The 14,800-nt window shown below is 44.6% G+C and carries 15 protein-coding genes; 5 read left to right on the top strand and 10 right to left on the bottom strand.

The genetic code is table 11. From position 1 onward, the window contains the following. Nucleotides 1-80 precede the first annotated feature (80 nt). The 5 genes from L1D37_RS09580 to L1D37_RS09560 all read right to left on the bottom strand — a co-directional run bounded on the left by L1D37_RS09580 (nt 81) and on the right by L1D37_RS09560 (nt 5,874). Nucleotides 81-293: an MbtH family NRPS accessory protein gene (locus tag L1D37_RS09580; protein ID WP_086713289.1), complete on the bottom strand. Its 213-nt coding sequence runs from the start codon at nt 291-293 to the stop codon at nt 81-83. Nucleotides 294-352: 59 nt separating this feature from the next. Continuing rightward, nucleotides 353-2,008: a multidrug ABC transporter permease/ATP-binding protein gene (locus L1D37_RS09575; protein WP_239847747.1), complete on the bottom strand. Its 1,656-nt coding sequence runs from the start codon at nt 2,006-2,008 to the stop codon at nt 353-355. A 178-nt stretch (nt 2,009-2,186) separates the two neighbouring features. Then, a complete protein-coding gene (gene fhuB, locus L1D37_RS09570; RefSeq protein WP_239847746.1) occupies nt 2,187-4,163 on the bottom strand; it encodes a Fe(3+)-hydroxamate ABC transporter permease FhuB in 1,977 nt (658 codons plus the stop codon). Continuing rightward, nucleotides 4,160-5,059, bottom strand: a complete 900-nt coding sequence (locus L1D37_RS09565) for an ABC transporter substrate-binding protein (protein WP_239847822.1) — start codon at nt 5,057-5,059, stop codon at nt 4,160-4,162. Before L1D37_RS09565 ends, fhuB begins: the two co-directional genes overlap by 4 nt. A gap of 35 nt (nt 5,060-5,094) precedes the next feature. Beyond that, the gene (locus tag L1D37_RS09560; RefSeq protein ID WP_239847745.1) at nt 5,095-5,874 is read right to left on the bottom strand and encodes an ATP-binding cassette domain-containing protein; all 780 of its coding nucleotides are present in this window, start codon (nt 5,872-5,874) and stop codon (nt 5,095-5,097) included. Nucleotides 5,875-6,113: 239 nt separating this feature from the next. Between L1D37_RS09560 and L1D37_RS09555 the strand changes: the two genes are divergently transcribed. Next, nucleotides 6,114-6,899 carry a 4'-phosphopantetheinyl transferase superfamily protein gene (locus tag L1D37_RS09555; protein WP_239847744.1) on the top strand — a complete coding sequence of 262 codons (786 nt, stop codon included), beginning with the start codon at nt 6,114-6,116 and terminating at the stop codon, nt 6,897-6,899. 21 nt (nt 6,900-6,920) lie between these two features. Here the strand turns inward: L1D37_RS09555 and L1D37_RS09550 are convergent, their stop codons facing one another. The 3 genes from L1D37_RS09550 to L1D37_RS09540 form a co-directional block, all read right to left on the bottom strand. Further along, complete coding sequence (locus L1D37_RS09550; protein WP_239847743.1) at nt 6,921-7,394, bottom strand: GNAT family N-acetyltransferase; 474 nt, start codon at nt 7,392-7,394, stop codon at nt 6,921-6,923. Nucleotides 7,395-7,471: 77 nt separating this feature from the next. Continuing rightward, nucleotides 7,472-7,630 (bottom strand): hypothetical protein, encoded by a 159-nt coding sequence (locus L1D37_RS09545; RefSeq protein ID WP_239847825.1) that lies wholly within the window; start codon nt 7,628-7,630, stop codon nt 7,472-7,474. Between the two features lie 30 nt (nt 7,631-7,660). Next, on the bottom strand, nt 7,661-8,797 hold the full coding sequence (locus L1D37_RS09540; RefSeq protein WP_239847742.1) for a PcfJ domain-containing protein: 1,137 nt from the start codon (nt 8,795-8,797) through the stop codon (nt 7,661-7,663). Between the two features lie 235 nt (nt 8,798-9,032). Between L1D37_RS09540 and L1D37_RS09535 the strand changes: the two genes are divergently transcribed. The 4 genes from L1D37_RS09535 (at nt 9,033) to L1D37_RS09520 (ending at nt 13,307) form a co-directional block, all read left to right on the top strand. Further along, nucleotides 9,033-9,455, top strand: coding sequence for a universal stress protein (locus tag L1D37_RS09535; RefSeq protein ID WP_017632938.1), 423 nt, complete (start codon nt 9,033-9,035; stop codon nt 9,453-9,455). Between the two features lie 194 nt (nt 9,456-9,649). Next, on the top strand, nt 9,650-11,011 hold the full coding sequence (locus L1D37_RS09530) for a DASH family cryptochrome (RefSeq protein WP_239847741.1): 1,362 nt from the start codon (nt 9,650-9,652) through the stop codon (nt 11,009-11,011). Next, entirely contained in the window at nt 11,008-12,567 is a 1,560-nt protein-coding gene (locus L1D37_RS09525) for a cryptochrome/photolyase family protein (RefSeq protein ID WP_239847740.1), read from the top strand. The genes L1D37_RS09530 and L1D37_RS09525 overlap by 4 nt, the downstream gene beginning before the upstream one ends. Continuing rightward, complete coding sequence (locus tag L1D37_RS09520; protein ID WP_239847739.1) at nt 12,567-13,307, top strand: SDR family oxidoreductase; 741 nt, start codon at nt 12,567-12,569, stop codon at nt 13,305-13,307. The genes L1D37_RS09525 and L1D37_RS09520 overlap by 1 nt, the downstream gene beginning before the upstream one ends. A 92-nt stretch (nt 13,308-13,399) precedes the next feature. Here L1D37_RS09520 and L1D37_RS09515 read toward each other — a convergent pair whose 3' ends face one another. Together L1D37_RS09515 and L1D37_RS09510 are read right to left on the bottom strand one after the other, a co-directional pair. Beyond that, nucleotides 13,400-14,287, bottom strand: coding sequence for a PA4780 family RIO1-like protein kinase (locus tag L1D37_RS09515; protein ID WP_345779432.1), 888 nt, complete (start codon nt 14,285-14,287; stop codon nt 13,400-13,402). Nucleotides 14,288-14,438: 151 nt separating this feature from the next. Then, complete coding sequence (locus L1D37_RS09510; RefSeq protein WP_239847737.1) at nt 14,439-14,579, bottom strand: DUF2256 domain-containing protein; 141 nt, start codon at nt 14,577-14,579, stop codon at nt 14,439-14,441. Nucleotides 14,580-14,800 lie beyond the last annotated feature (221 nt).

Raw genomic sequence — 14,800 nt, 5'->3', positions numbered from 1 at the left:
GCATGAAATTTGGTTGCAGAAACCCTCTCTTCGCCCACGACAGGCAAAAAGTACAGGTATTGGCTAAAAGTTAAATGGGTTTAGTTTTCTAGGGCAGCTATCGCATCGCGTAAACTTTTGGGGCGCATATCGGTCCAAACTTCGCGGATGTGTTCAAGACAATGTTCTTTGTTACCTTTTACTCCAACCTCAGTCCAACCGTTTGGCACTAAGTGATAAGTTGGCCAAATGCTGTATTGTTCTTGCGCGTTTATAACAACGGTAAATTCTGTATTCGGGCTATCAATACTCATTCTTTCCTCAACTAACTTTGTTTTATTTTAGTTTTGAACCTAACTTGGCTCTTAAAAACTCAAGCGACAACACTTTCTAGTGCTTGGTGCGCTTGAGCTAAATTCCCTTTACTCAGCTCAATGAGATTGCCTGTATCCATTTTGAAAATTCGGTCTGCGGCATCAAAATAAGCGTCATCATGAGTAATAGCGATAACAGTCACACCACGCTGTTTAAGTAGCGGAAGTAACTGGCGGTAAAAGAGTTTTCTGAATCTTGGGTCCTGATCAGCCGCCCATTCATCAAGTAAAATGCATCCACGCTTTTCGAGTACTGACATCATCAATGCCAGTCGTTTCCGCTGACCTTGCGAATATCTCACGTCGCTCAACTTACCTTGCTGATGTTCGACCTTGTGTGCCATTTCAAGTCGTATCATCCATTCATCAATATCTTGGTTTTCGATGTCTTGGCCTTCACCATCGACGATTTGATGAAACAGATGAAAGTCACTGAACACTGCTGAGAATTGATGGCGATAGTCTTGCCAATGTTCTTGAATTACTTCGTTACCATCGACATAAACCTGGCCAGAATGCGGTCGGTAAAGCCCTGTTAGAAGGCGAGCAAAGGTCGATTTTCCACTACCATTCCCACCAATAATGAAGATGTGTTCACCACGTTCGATCTTGAAATCAATAGGACCAACGCCAAATGAGTCACCATCAGAATCTGAACGATATCGATAGCTGGCACCTACGAGTTCTAGTGAATTGAATACTTTGGTTTGCGCTAACTTCGGGTTGAGGCTTAGTTCGGTGCTCAAGTCTAACGACGACAATTTCTTCATCGATATGTTGGCGGTGATCAGTGTTGGAATTGAGCCGACTGCTGACATCAATGGCGTTCTCATGAACAGCACAACTAAGGCGAATGTAGAAGCGACTTCCAGTGACGCCCACCCCAAACCCGTCGCAAGGTAAAAATTCAAACCGATTAACGCCAATACAACGGTGTTCGCCATGTTGGCTGCAAAACCATTTAAGATGTCTGCTTGTGTCACTTCTTTTCGATAGCCTTCCGCATTCGCCGAAAAAGTTTCATCAAAGTAACGTTTGGCCCTGAATGGATTTAACGAGAGCTCTTTACGACCATCAATCAAAGACTGGTAATCGTGATACAGTTTGTCGTCATATTCACGAACCTGTTTAACGTGCTTGGTGATGCGTGTAACGAGTATATAGCCAACAACACCCGTTAAAGAGAGCATTAATAAGCTGATACCAAACAGTGGCATAGACAAAAAAGCCAAGTAGGCTAAAGCCACCGCTGTTAGCACTAAGCCGTAAATCAACTCTGGTAAATGTACGAATGCGATAGTGATATTTCGAATATCGGTATTCAGTGAAGCAAGCACCCCTGCACTTCCTACTTTTTCAACTTGTTCGATATCGGTATTCAAGAGTTGAGAAACCAATTCACAACGTTTGCTGTAAACGAACTTATGACCCAATTTATGAAGTGCGACCTGTGCGAAAGTGGCTGTCACCAACAAACCAATCAACAACAAGGTGAACTGGAGCAAGGTGTTAGAAAGTGGCTCACTACTCTCGAGTAACTTGTGCTGAATAAAAGCAATTACCCCAACACTAAGAAACGCGCTCGCAATACTTAACAAGATCACAAGGGACAATGACTTTTTCTGTTTTTCAGCCAGTAATAGGATTAATCCCATCTCACATACCATTTAATTTATTAATTATTATTGTGATTATCATTATCAATAAATTGACAAGGTAATCCCGTTTAAGCCTAACCAAGTGACTTTGTTGTTGCTTTCTGCGTTGTTTACACCACCACTCAACTAGTAACTAGTAACTAGTAATCAGAATGGTGTCATCAACATCATTCCACTAAAGCCTTCTCAGCCCCCACATCAGGTACATGCCACCGATAATCGAAGCCACTAAACCTGCCGGAATTTCTTGCGGGTAAAGCCATTGCCTACCAAGCCAATCTGAGAACAACATCAATGCCATACCTATTAGCGAAGAGCAGATAAGGTGTTCTTTGGCGCGGCTATATCCGAAAAGCCTAGCCATGTGCGGCGCCATCAACCCAATGAAGCTCAACGGGCCAACCACCAGTGTTGCACTCACGGTTAAGCACGCGACCAGCACCAACAAAAGAATTCGAGATTTTGATACGTTGATACCAAGAGATTGGGCACTCGCCTGCCCTAGTGGCAATACATCCAACCATCGCGCACAGAGAAAACCTAACGAGATAAATACAACCGACGATATCAATAACGGAATAAGCGTTGCTTCGGTGACGTAATACGTTGAACCTGCCAACCAAGCGAGAACTTGATAACTTCTTGGATCGCCGCCCGCTAAAACAAAGCTTTGCACTGCATTCATTAAGGCTGTTATTGCGACACCTGTTAGCAACACTCTTTCAGGTTGAAAACCAGACTTCTGATTGAGCAGTACAATGATGCCCAAGGTACAAACCGCACCAATGAACCCACCAACATATAAGCCAATAATGCTACTTCCAAGCCCGGCAAAGATCGCGATGATCAAACCTAACGCCGTACCAGAACTGATACCAATAACTTCAGGGCTCGCCATTGGATTACCACTCAAGCGTTGAACGATCGTGCCAGCGACCGCCAACATGCCCCCCGCTAATGCTGCCGCAGCTAATCTAGGTAAGCGCCATTCAAGCATCGCCCAATCTTGAGTTTGAAATAACCAGCGCCAACCTTCTGTCTGTACTGAAAATAAACTGAACACCACCAGCGACAGAACAATCGATAGGCTCGCCAACACCACCGCATGTTTGTTTAAACGTGATGCCACTTCCTTATGACGCGTTAGGACGGTCTGGGTTTGTGACTGGCTTTTCATTGATAACTTAGGCAATAACCACAACAACAGAGGCGCGCCCAAGGCTGCGGTTGCTGCACCTGTCGGAATAAACATCGACATAATGCCCGGCAGCTGTTGAATAAGGAGGTCAGTTAGGCTCAATAACAAACTACCAAGTAACATCGAAACCAATAACTTAGGTACTAAACGGTGCACCCCCATTAAACGTGCTAACGCTGGCGCGGCTAAACCGACAAACCCGATAACACCGACCGCACTAACAACCCAAGCCGTTAGCAATACTGCTAATCCGAGGCAAGCAACTCTTAACTTAGGTAATGAAACACCTAAGCTCTTAGCACCTTGCTCTGATAGCTGGAGCAAACTTAGTGGCTTTACAAACAGAAATGCGGAAAGAGTTGCGATAACCAAACGCGGCGCTAAGTACTGAACATCCTCCCACCCGCTTTGGACGAGTGATCCTGCGCCCCAAATCATCAAACCATTGAGCTTATCTTGATTCATCATTAACAAGACGGTGCTGACAGCGCCAAAATAGAGGTTGACCACTAAGCCAGAAACAATCACCACGGTTGGAGACAAAGCGCGTCGCCAAGACAATGCGAACACCAAACCAATCGTACAAATACCACCAATAAGGGCGACCAACGAATACGACCATTCTAAAAGCCAAGGGGCGTAAAGCGTCGCCAACATAAGGGCAAAGCTTGAACCGCTCGCAACACCTAAAGTCGAAGGCGATGCCAATGGGTTTCTAAGCACTTGCTGCATCAACACACCCGCAACGGCGAGCGCAGCACCTGACAACAGTGTGGTAAACAGCCTTGGCCACCACGCCAAATGCAGTTTCACTGAATCAGGAGAAGAAAAGTCTGCACTCCACAAACTCGATAGACGACTGAGTCCAAACTGAGAAACAGATAAGTGTTGGCCGATGAGTGCCAACGTAGACACCATTAACAGTGTCAAAACACCAAACGAGAGAGCTCTCACAGCACACCTCCTTGGTTCAATTCAGACACAACAAAACGAGCAAAACGTGTTGCAGAAGGAATGGAGCCAAAACTCCAAACAGCGGGAACTTGTAACGCCGGATAGCCCGACTCCTTCACTATGTATTGCCAAAACTGATTTTGTTTCAGGCTCTCTTCTGTTCCAGCCGGCATTGGAGAGATAATAACAATTTGCCCATCAACACCTATCAACTGATCGATACCGACTAAACTGTATCCCCAAGCATTTGTCTGTCCTTTCCACGCGGATTCAAGACCAATCTTATTGACTGACGCTTTGTAAAGACTGTTGTTCCCAAAGACACGAACGTGGTTAGTGTCCATGAACTGCACCATTAACATAGCGGGCGCGTTATTTGGTAGCTGCGTGCCTAAACGACCCATTTCTGCATTTGCCTGTGCAATCAAAGTTTCAGCTTGAGGCTCTTTTTCAGATATCTCTGCTAATTGTCGCGTGACGCGTTCTAACGCCGACCAATCCACATCACCGCTTCGGTACAAACCAATCGTCGTGACTGGCGCAATTTTGCTTAGTTGAGTTTCCAACGTTGAAAACATCGGCGAGAGCAATATTTTATCTGGATTAAGCTCATGAATACGTTCAAGGTTTGGCTGCGTTCGCAAGCCAACATCCGCAACGGTTTGAGGAATCTCTGGGGATTTCACCCATGAGTTATAATCGGGTATTTGAGCCACGGCGACTGGCTTTACACCCAATGCCAAAAGCGTTTCAGTATGAGTCCAATCAATCGATACTAAGCGCGGGCTTGGATCAGCACTTACACCAAACGTGCCATTTTCAGCAACTGAAACAGGAGTAACGGCCAATAAGCTCGCACAAACAAGACTAGAAATAACGGAGTGCTTGATGCTCATACGACCAAAGCTAGGTTGAAGATAACGGCTAAACATCATGCTGGCTCCAAATCACCAGGCATTGCGACTGGGTAACCCGCCGAGTGCTGAGTAATGTGCATAGGTACACCATAGATGTCTTTCAATATCAACTCTTTGAACACTTCATCAACCACGCCTTCGACCAATAGCTCCCCGCTATGAAGGGCAATGATATGATCGCAAAAGCGCGCTGCCATGTTGATATCGTGTATCACGATGATCACACCGATCTCTAACGTTTCACTCAATTGCTTAATCAATGTCAGCATTTCAATCTGATGACCAATATCGAGCGCAGCTAGCGGCTCATCGAGCAATAGGTATTTGGTGCGCTGAGCCAACAACATCGCAAGCCACACACGCTGGCGTTCACCACCCGACAAAGTATCAACTAATCGATCTGCGTATTGGGCAGTGTCGGTCAGTTGCATCGCCTCTTGAACGTATTGCTTATCTTTACTTGAAAGTCGGCCTAATAAGCCATGCCAAGGGTAACGACCAAAGCTCACAAGATCTTTGCCAGATAAACTATCGGTTGCGGGTAAATGTTGTGGTAAGTAGGCAATTTGCTGAGCGAAATCTTTATCTGACCACTTAGCGACAGGTTTATCTTTAAGAAAGATATCACCAGAAGTAGCGTGTTGTTGCTTAGCGAGCAACTTTAATAAGGTCGATTTCCCGGAGCCGTTATGCCCAACTAAAGCGTAAATCTTTCCTTGCTCAAACGACACATCAAATGTCTTGAGCAATTGTTTATCTCCTACGCTAAAACCGAGTCCCTTTGCTTCGAGCATATCTTCAACCTTAAAACACATCATTCACTAAAAAATTAATGAAATACGAACATATTCATAAAATCATTAACAGACACGCTTTTATACACTTGCAAAAATTCAAATGCAAACGATTTTCATTTAGATTAAACTATATGCCATACGAGCTTTTTCCCTATAATTTAAAGGGTTAGCGTTATTACGATGAATCACATGCGCTTGTTACGGATTATTCGCCTTGTTGCAAAATGGTTAAGCCAATGAAGAACAACACCTTTCACCCATTACCACTAGATCATCCTTTTGTGGTCGATGAATTCAGTTTTAAAACAAACTTGGAATTCAAAGATAAAAAGAGCGATATCCATATCGCGCATTTTGATCAGCGGCACTTCAATGACAAGCTATTTGATATCACTAACGTGTACTGCCCCATCGCAATTACTCATTCGGTCGACAAAAGGAAGGCCGAATACTTTGCAGGGCGTTATTTGGTCTCGAAGGAGTTACTACAACTCGGCTTTGCGCATCACAGGCTTGAGCCAAACATCGATCGAAGCCCAACGTTGCCTTCAGGCATCGTGGGTTCGATTTCCCACAGTGAAGACTTGGCTTGTATCGCGGTTTTACCTTCTCGCAATTCAAACAGAGAAAGCATCGGGATTGATATTCAACACCTAATAGCAAATAACGTATGTCGTGATATCGGAAACATGGTGGCAAACGTTGATGAGATAGAGCTTATGCTGAAGTTTGGGATGACTCATTCAGAAGCTGTGACATTGTTATTCTCGGCTAAGGAAGCCATCTATAAAGCATTGGCTCGATTTGTGACTAACGGCTTGGATTTTGGCTCAGCAACACTGATCGCGATAGATAAAGACATCGTTAAGTTTGCATTATCACAACAAGTCGCTTTGCCAACTCGTAGCATTATAAGTGACAGTGTAGCAAGAAGTAACTTGAGGATAGTAACCTGCCAATACAGGTACTTAGAACAACAGCAAGCGTATTTAACCGTGTGTTATTCCCAACTCGATAAATAGCAATTACGCTGCTTAACCAACTTAAATAGGAATGCTCATTACCTGATGATCGGGGTCGGTTTCAATCTCGACGGTTAACCAACCAAGGGAGAGATACAAAGATGGGATGTTAGTGTAGGCGTAAAGATTCGACGTTGAATCTTGCGACGTTGCAGATTGATAGAAGCCTGGCATTTGCTTGACCGCACGCTTGATCAACTCACTCGCAATACCCTGACCGCGCCATTGCTCATCCACATAAACGGCATTGATCCACACCACATCCCTTACTTGATGAGGTTCTTGGAAATGGGAATACGCCAAACCGCCAATCACGACATTTTCGCGAAGCACTACGAGTACGGGTGGTAATTGAATATTGTCGGGTTTTGATTGCTCTGGCTCTGGATAGGCAGTTTTAAACTCAAAGTCCGCCCATTCACTTTGAAAAAGGCGCTCGAGCTGTTGCCAGTATGGTGAGTGTTGATCACATTGTCTGAAGACGACTTTCTGCATTCAAAATTCCTTTTCAAATACTGGATAAATGGATAGTAAATCATGACTTTTGATGTAGGGACAGAAGACGGATATAACTACTCTTCTTCCTCGTAATGATCATAGTCTGCGTCTTGATTAATCTCTTCTCCACAGCCTAAGCATTCGGCCTGTAAGTCAGTTGGCATCACAATAATCAAACCACAATGAGGGCATAAATCGCCTTGCTGATAAATACTAATTTCCTTCAACTTCACGACGATTGCTTATTCATGACGATAACTTATTCACGACGATAAATTAGGGTACTTTTGCTTGCTCGTTTCTAACCAATCATGGATAACTTGCAGGGCTGACTCAGACGGCGGTGCATTCCTTTTGCCACAGATTTGGTCAATTTCAAACGGAAATACTTTGCTCGGCACACGGCGTAAACCTATGGTTAAACGCTGAGGTTTCAATACTCTAAACACCACATAGCGGTCGCTCATGATTCTGTTATGGTACACGCCTATACAGTGTTTTTGCTCGATGCCCTCTTTCTCGAGGTCGTAATAATCGGTAATTGGATGGATGTTGTCATTACCAAGCAGAGGTACAGGATAAGGAATATCCATGTCTACTGGGCGACTGCCTTCTAAACGACGCAGTTGACGCTGTTCCGTCCATCTATCATGCAGCTGCTCAAACATCGCGAATGAGTTTTGGCTGGTAATCGAACGCAGAGGATCATCGATTTCTAAATCCTGCCCTAACAAAATTGCATCTTGAAACATCGCCATCTTCGATGGAGCATTAAGTCTACCCTCTTCAACCATCGCAATACCGAGTCGACTGCCTGTCAAAAATGGGTGTACTTGATCTAAACGCAGTGCTGTGTAGCCAACCTTTGAGTAGTGCTTAAACTTAAGAACGCGCCTTTGCAATGGCTCGAGAATTCGAACGATGTGATCGAGCTCATCGCCAACGTTGTAGTGGAGTTCTAGCTTATCGATAAATTTCAGCGTCGCTTTGCTGCTGTCTAAACCCAACTTGGCTAAGATCTTCTTTTGTCCTAAACGGCTCAGCTCTAATGCTTTCTGATTATCGACACTGTATTTCATGCAAATCAGCGCCAAGATAACGGGTCTTAATTCAAGCAGTTGCGCCGCTTCATAGGTGTTCGCAGCCAACCATAGCATTTGATACTGATACTCGGGAAAGTCATCTGTGATTTCACGATAACGAGCAGGCAAGGATTCTAACCAGCGCCCATTAACATCAAACTGCTCCACGAGGTTGAGACTTAACCCAATGCCACCATCGAGCGGACGTCTACCATCTTCAAACACATGAAAGCCCACGAGCTTTTGCGACCAATCACTGATCTCAATATCGTAATCAAAGCCGAGTGTTCGAGTGGGAATGGTAAGTAATGCTGTCATTGATACCTCTTCGTTAATGGCGCGTTGAACTGTCGAGCCTATCTCCTAGCATAAGCTACCGCTCGAACCACTATAACAACCTTTTGTAAATTTCTTATCAATCAAAGCGATATAAATACGAGGGTACTTAGAAGATCTTTGAATGATGATTTTGCGCAATATGAGACCTCTTCGATATCATTTGTGCCAGCAAAAACTATGCTTGATACATAACCCACAATAAAAGGCTTAAATTATGGAATACCGACATATTCTAGTCGCCGTTGAACTATCTGAAGACACCAAAGTACTTATTGATAGAGCGGCTTTCTTCGCCGATAAACTCGATGCGGGTATTTCGTTTGTTTATATCGACGGTACTCATGGTGAAATTTATCCTGAACTCGTTGATATACAAGGAAACGACGGTGATTTACCCATCAATGAAGATGCAGTTAATCATCTGAAAGAGTTTGAGGCTTATGCAAAGCACCCTATCAAGCATATTTTCGTGGGTACGGGCGATTTGAACGATAAACTAAAGAATACCATCGAAGCAAACAACGTCGATCTATTGATGTGCGGTCACCACCACGATTTTTGGCATAAGCTTATTTCCCATTCGAAACAGATCATCGACACCTCTCCTATCGATATTCTTGTCGTTCCTATGGAATAGAGGCTTTAACAAAGCGCCTATAAACATCCTGTCTTGCCAACCTCTATCGGTATTATTGGTTGGCTGATCCTACCCTTATTAAATCATCTCCTTAAACCCGTTCTAACTATCATTCCCTCGCTGGAATCATTTGTGATCTTGTCAGCCTACCAACTCGTAAGCGTCTAATAATTAAAAAATAACGAGTGTAAGCAATGAAAAAGATTGGACTCTATCTGTTTACAAATGACTTAAGAATCAAAGACAACCTGTTACTCCATCATGCAGCACAGAGTGTCGATGAACTCATCTGCATAATTGTCGGACCTAACCTGTCGCAATTCTCCGCAGACTTCGCCCAAGAGCTTGAATACGGTTCCCGCCGTCGTGATTTCGTATCACAATCCATAGCCAATCTTGCTGCGAATTTAGAAAGCCTTGGACAGAAGCTGCTTCTTCTAAGTCAGAACCGACTGGAGCCTTATACAACCATTCAAACGTTCAGTCATGTCATTGCTTCACAAAACGTCACACACTTCTTCTCAAGCGTGCATTGTGGTTATGACGAACGATCTCTAACGAACAAGTTGTTAGATAAACACCCAAATTTAATATCGAGTTTGTCGCATCACTCCACCTTGTTTGAGCAAGATGAATTGCCGTTTGAGTTATCAAAACTTCCGCGTTCGTTTAGCAAGTTCAGAATGCAAGTTGAACACATGGACATTGATACTCCTGAAACGGTCGTTTCCGACCTTCCACCAGCTCCCGCATCTCTACAGGACGAGTCTGAGGTCTTAACTGAGAGTCCTCTCTCTTCGGTATATCTGGGTGGCGAAACAGCAGGTTTGGCGCATCTAAAACGCTATTTTTCACAAAGCTATGCTCGCTCTTACAAACAGACTCGGAATGCGTTTGATGGCATTGAAAACTCAACTAAATTCTCGCCTTGGTTGGCTCTAGGCTGTGTTTCGCCGAAAACAATCTATCGCCATTTAAAAGAGTTTGAAGCGCACCACGGAGCAAACGACTCGACTTATTGGATCTACTTTGAGTTGTTATGGCGTGAGTACTTCTATTGGAATGGCTTATCGCTAGGATCGTCACTGTTTGGGACAAACAATGAACCCGAGAATCAGTACACCTCAACAACTTCAAACCTCTGTTTCACCAAATGGAAAAGTGGCAACACCAACTACCCAATTGTCGATGCCTGTATGCGCCAACTTAACGCCACAGGTTATATGTCTAATCGAGGAAGACAGCTTGTCGCGAGCTGTTTGATTTATGAATTAGGGATCGATTGGCGACATGGCGCAGCTTACTTCGAGAGCCAGCTTATAGACTACGACGTAGCATCAAACTGGGGTAACTGGGCATACATTGCCAGGGCACTCAACTCTCAATCAAACAGTCACGCCAACAAGCAAGCCAGTGCCAATCAACCGCAACCTAAATCACGCCATTTTGATTTAGTTAAGCAGACAGAGATGTATGACCCAGAGCATACATTTATCAACAAATGGCACCGTGAAGACGAAGCTTCAGCCTCACCTAGATACCAGGACGTAATATGAAATACAAAACCGTGCGCCTTATCTTAGGTGACCAGCTCAACATTGAGCACTCTTGGTTCACGCAAGTTAACGATGACGTTATCTACATCATCGCAGAGCTCAAGCAAGAGACAGACTACGTCGCGTCACACGTACAGAAAGTCGCTGCGTTCTTCTCTGCTATGGGCTACTTCGCTGAGGAACTGACACAACGCGGCCATCAAGTATTACACCTAACCTTGGATGACACGGCACAATTCAATAACCTCGATGCATTGCTACAGCACTACACACATGAGTTTGACGCTGAAAAGTTCGAATACCAAAGGCCCGACGAATACCGCCTGTTACAGCAGTTGAACCAGCTCAAACTAACCAAAGCGATCAAAGGTTGCTGCGATTCAGAGCACTTCCTGTTCCCGTTTGACGAAATTGAACAGCAGTTTCCGAAAGACAAACACATCATGATGGAGCACTTCTATCGTCGAATGAGAAAGCGTTTCAACATTCTATTAGAAGACGGAAAACCGGTCGGCGGTAAATGGAACTACGACGCAAACAACCGTAAGAAGCTTAAGAAGCAAGACATTGACAACCTACCCCAACCTTTGATGTTTGCTAACGATATCTCCTCTATCTTAGAAAGGATCGAACGCCATCAAGTAGAAACCATAGGACAAGTGGGTAACCAGTTATTATGGCCAGTCAATCGCGCGCAAAGCTTGTCTTTACTCGCCCACTTCTGCCAAGTTTGTCTGCCGTTGTTTGGACACTTTCAAGATGCGATGACCACAGAACACGACTCGAAATGGAGTTTGTATCACAGCCGCATTTCGTTCTCGTTGAACAGCAAACTTCTTAGCCCCAAAGAAGTCATTGATGCTGCACTCTCCGCCTACCAAGCATCTTCCAAGGTAAACGCTGCAACTATCGATATTGCACAAGTCGAAGGCTTCGTGCGTCAAATTCTGGGGTGGCGTGAATACATACGTGCGGTGTATTGGGCCAACATGCCTGCGTACGCCAACAAAAACCACTATGCCGCCGACCGTCAATTGCCGCATTACTTCTGGGATGGTCAAACCAAAATGAACTGCATGAAGCACGCGATTGGTCAGTCATTGGAGTTTGCTTACGCGCATCATATTCAAAGGCTCATGGTCACGGGCAACTTCTGCTTAATCACGGGCATAGCACCCGACCAAGTCGACAGTTGGTACCTTGGCATTTACGTTGATGCCATTGAATGGGTCGAAATGCCAAATACGCGAGGTATGGCACTGTTTGCGGATGGCGGGATCGTAGGAACCAAACCATACTCTGCCAGCGGTTCGTACATTAATCGCATGAGTGACTACTGCAAAGGCTGTCACTATCAGATTAAAGAACGTAGTGGTGAAAGCTCGTGTCCATTCAATAGCTTGTATTGGCGTTTTATGAATCAACACCGTGAAGCATTAAACCGCAACCCTCGAATGGGGATGTTGTATCGCTCTTGGGACAACATGGACGAACAAGACCAGCAAGCAATACTTGATACTGCAGAACAACGACTGACTAACTTGGAGGACTTATAATGGTGGAGCAACTCAGATTACACATATTGGTTATTGGTGGTAGCGGCGGCATAGGTTTCGCCGTGGTTAAGCACCTATTGTCTGAGCTGTCTCGCTTTGATTTTCTCGATGTACATGTCGACGCCACTTATCACTCACAACAACCTGAACTGGAAGATCACCGGCTACATTGGCACCAAGTCGATGCGACTAGCGAAGTCGATATAAAAGAGCTCAGCACGCAATTCGAAAGATTGGATTGGTTAATAAACTGCGTCGGTATGCTGCACACGCCAGACTTAGGGCCAGAAAAGAATCTGTCGTCGATCGATCCAGAGTTCTTTTTGAAAAACATCTCCGTCAATACCCTACCTAGCTTGCTATTGGCTAAGCACTTCACTCCCATTCTTAAAGCCAGCGATAATCCAAAATTTGCCGTGGTATCAGCAAAAGTAGGCAGTATTTCAGATAACAGATTAGGCGGTTGGTATAGCTATCGTTCATCCAAAGCCGCGCTTAACATGTTCATAAAAACTATGTCGATTGAATGGCAGCGAACACTCAAAAAAGGCACGGTGTTAGCACTGCACCCTGGCACAACCGATACCGCTCTATCAAAGCCTTTTCAAAATAATGTCCCGCAAGGAAAGCTGTTTGAATCGAGTTATGTCGCACATCAATTGGTTGATATTATTCGCACTGCGACACCAGAACAAAGTGGGCATTTTTACGCATACGATGGTGAACAACTGGCTTGGTAAGAATGAATAAAAGAAAACCCAACAGAGCAGTTGTTCTGTTGGGTTAATTTGTTTTTGGAAGTGATGGATTAAGACCGAGAATAATTCAAAGCTTAAGATTCAGCCCAGTTAAACTTACTCTCGTTCACGCCGTCTTTCTCTTCTTTAGCACGTTCACGTCGGTGTTGCTCTTCAATTCTGGCCGCGTCTATCTCATGCATAATCGCATCGATGTCTGCCAAAGCATCACTTTCTGTAAACTCACCAGTTAACTTGCTGTCTGGCTTAAGGTCGCCTTTTTCGTAGAGAGCCCACATTTCCTTTGCATACTCAGTTTTTGCCAACTCAGGAGCAAACTGTGCGTAATAATCACGAATGTTATTGATATCACGAGTCAGCATCCACTCGGCATTGTTGTTCGCCGAAGCATCAACCGCTTGTGGCAGATCGATAATCACTGGCCCATATTCGTCAACTAATACGTTGAATTCAGACAAGTCACCATGGATCAAACCGACACACAGCATCTTAACCACGTAAGTCATCATCACTGCGTGATCTTCGATCGCTTGCTCAGGTGACATCATAACATCATTGAGTCGTGGAGCCACGTAACCTTCGTCGTCCGTAACCAGCTCCATGAGTAACACACCGTCAAAGCAACCATATGGGACAGGTACACGAACGCCCGCCTCTGCTAACTTATATAGAGCATCCACTTCAGCGCTTTGCCACACCTTTTCTTGTTGCTCGCGACCAAAACCAGAGCCCTTTTCCATCGCTCTTGCTCGGCGGCTATTACGCACCTTTCGGCCTTCTCGGTATGCCGTGGCTTTTTTAAAGCTACGCTGGCTAATTTCCTTATATACCTTGGCACAACGGATCGTATCGCCGCAGCGTACAATGTACACCGATGCTTCCTTGCCACTCATAAGTTGGCTTGTCACCTCGTCGACTAAACCATCGTCAACTAAAGGCTTTATTCTTTTAGGTATCTTCATGCCGCCTTTATACATCACTTATCTTACAGATAGAAATATAAACTTAAGAAATGAAGGGATAAGCGATTAAAGACTTATTAAATGAAACAGAAACAAAAGGAGTACTTCAATTTGGAGTTACGAAAGTAGGATTCTATGTGGAAGGATCTTGTCAAGGCTTAAGTTTATGACGACGACACCGTTCAGAGCAATAGATAACTTCATCCCAGCAGCGCTGCCACTTTTTACGCCACGAGAAAGGTTTGTTGCAAACAGGACATGTCTTCGTTGGGAGGTGTGTTTTCTTGTGCATGCGCGGCTCCTTCTGTGTAGGGTTTTCTCCATTCAACATGCTAAACAGCGAGATTCCCTATTACGCTCGTTCCTCACTTTAGGGAATGACGAAGGTAATACCAACAAACCTAAGTCGCTATTACGCTCGTTCCTCACTTTGGGGAATGACGGAAGTAACACGAACAAACCTAGATTCCCTATAACACTCATTCCTCGCTATAGGGAATGGCGGCGGTTATT

Source organism: Vibrio sp. Isolate33 (assembly GCF_022397895.1).
In the GTDB taxonomy this organism is placed as follows: Bacteria; Pseudomonadota; Gammaproteobacteria; order Enterobacterales; family Vibrionaceae; genus Vibrio; species Vibrio pomeroyi.
Note: the sequence above shows the minus strand (reverse complement) of the source record. Positions and strands in the feature narration are given on the sequence as shown.

Coding starts and splice junctions, on each gene's coding strand:
- L1D37_RS09560 (WP_239847745.1), bottom strand. CDS start 5,874: ATGCTCGAAGCAAAGGGACTCGGTTTTAGCGTAGGAGATAAACAATTG.
- L1D37_RS09510 (WP_239847737.1), bottom strand. CDS start 14,579: ATGCACAAGAAAACACACCTCCCAACGAAGACATGTCCTGTTTGCAAC.
- L1D37_RS09525 (WP_239847740.1), top strand. CDS start 11,008: ATGAAATACAAAACCGTGCGCCTTATCTTAGGTGACCAGCTCAACATT.
- L1D37_RS09575 (WP_239847747.1), bottom strand. CDS start 2,008: ATGGGATTAATCCTATTACTGGCTGAAAAACAGAAAAAGTCATTGTCC.
- L1D37_RS09515 (WP_345779432.1), bottom strand. CDS start 14,287: ATGAAGATACCTAAAAGAATAAAGCCTTTAGTTGACGATGGTTTAGTC.
- L1D37_RS09530 (WP_239847741.1), top strand. CDS start 9,650: ATGAAAAAGATTGGACTCTATCTGTTTACAAATGACTTAAGAATCAAA.
- L1D37_RS09580 (WP_086713289.1), bottom strand. CDS start 293: ATGAGTATTGATAGCCCGAATACAGAATTTACCGTTGTTATAAACGCG.
- L1D37_RS09550 (WP_239847743.1), bottom strand. CDS start 7,394: ATGCAGAAAGTCGTCTTCAGACAATGTGATCAACACTCACCATACTGG.
- L1D37_RS09520 (WP_239847739.1), top strand. CDS start 12,567: ATGGTGGAGCAACTCAGATTACACATATTGGTTATTGGTGGTAGCGGC.
- L1D37_RS09565 (WP_239847822.1), bottom strand. CDS start 5,059: ATGAGCATCAAGCACTCCGTTATTTCTAGTCTTGTTTGTGCGAGCTTA.
- L1D37_RS09535 (WP_017632938.1), top strand. CDS start 9,033: ATGGAATACCGACATATTCTAGTCGCCGTTGAACTATCTGAAGACACC.
- L1D37_RS09540 (WP_239847742.1), bottom strand. CDS start 8,797: ATGACAGCATTACTTACCATTCCCACTCGAACACTCGGCTTTGATTAC.
- L1D37_RS09555 (WP_239847744.1), top strand. CDS start 6,114: ATGAAGAACAACACCTTTCACCCATTACCACTAGATCATCCTTTTGTG.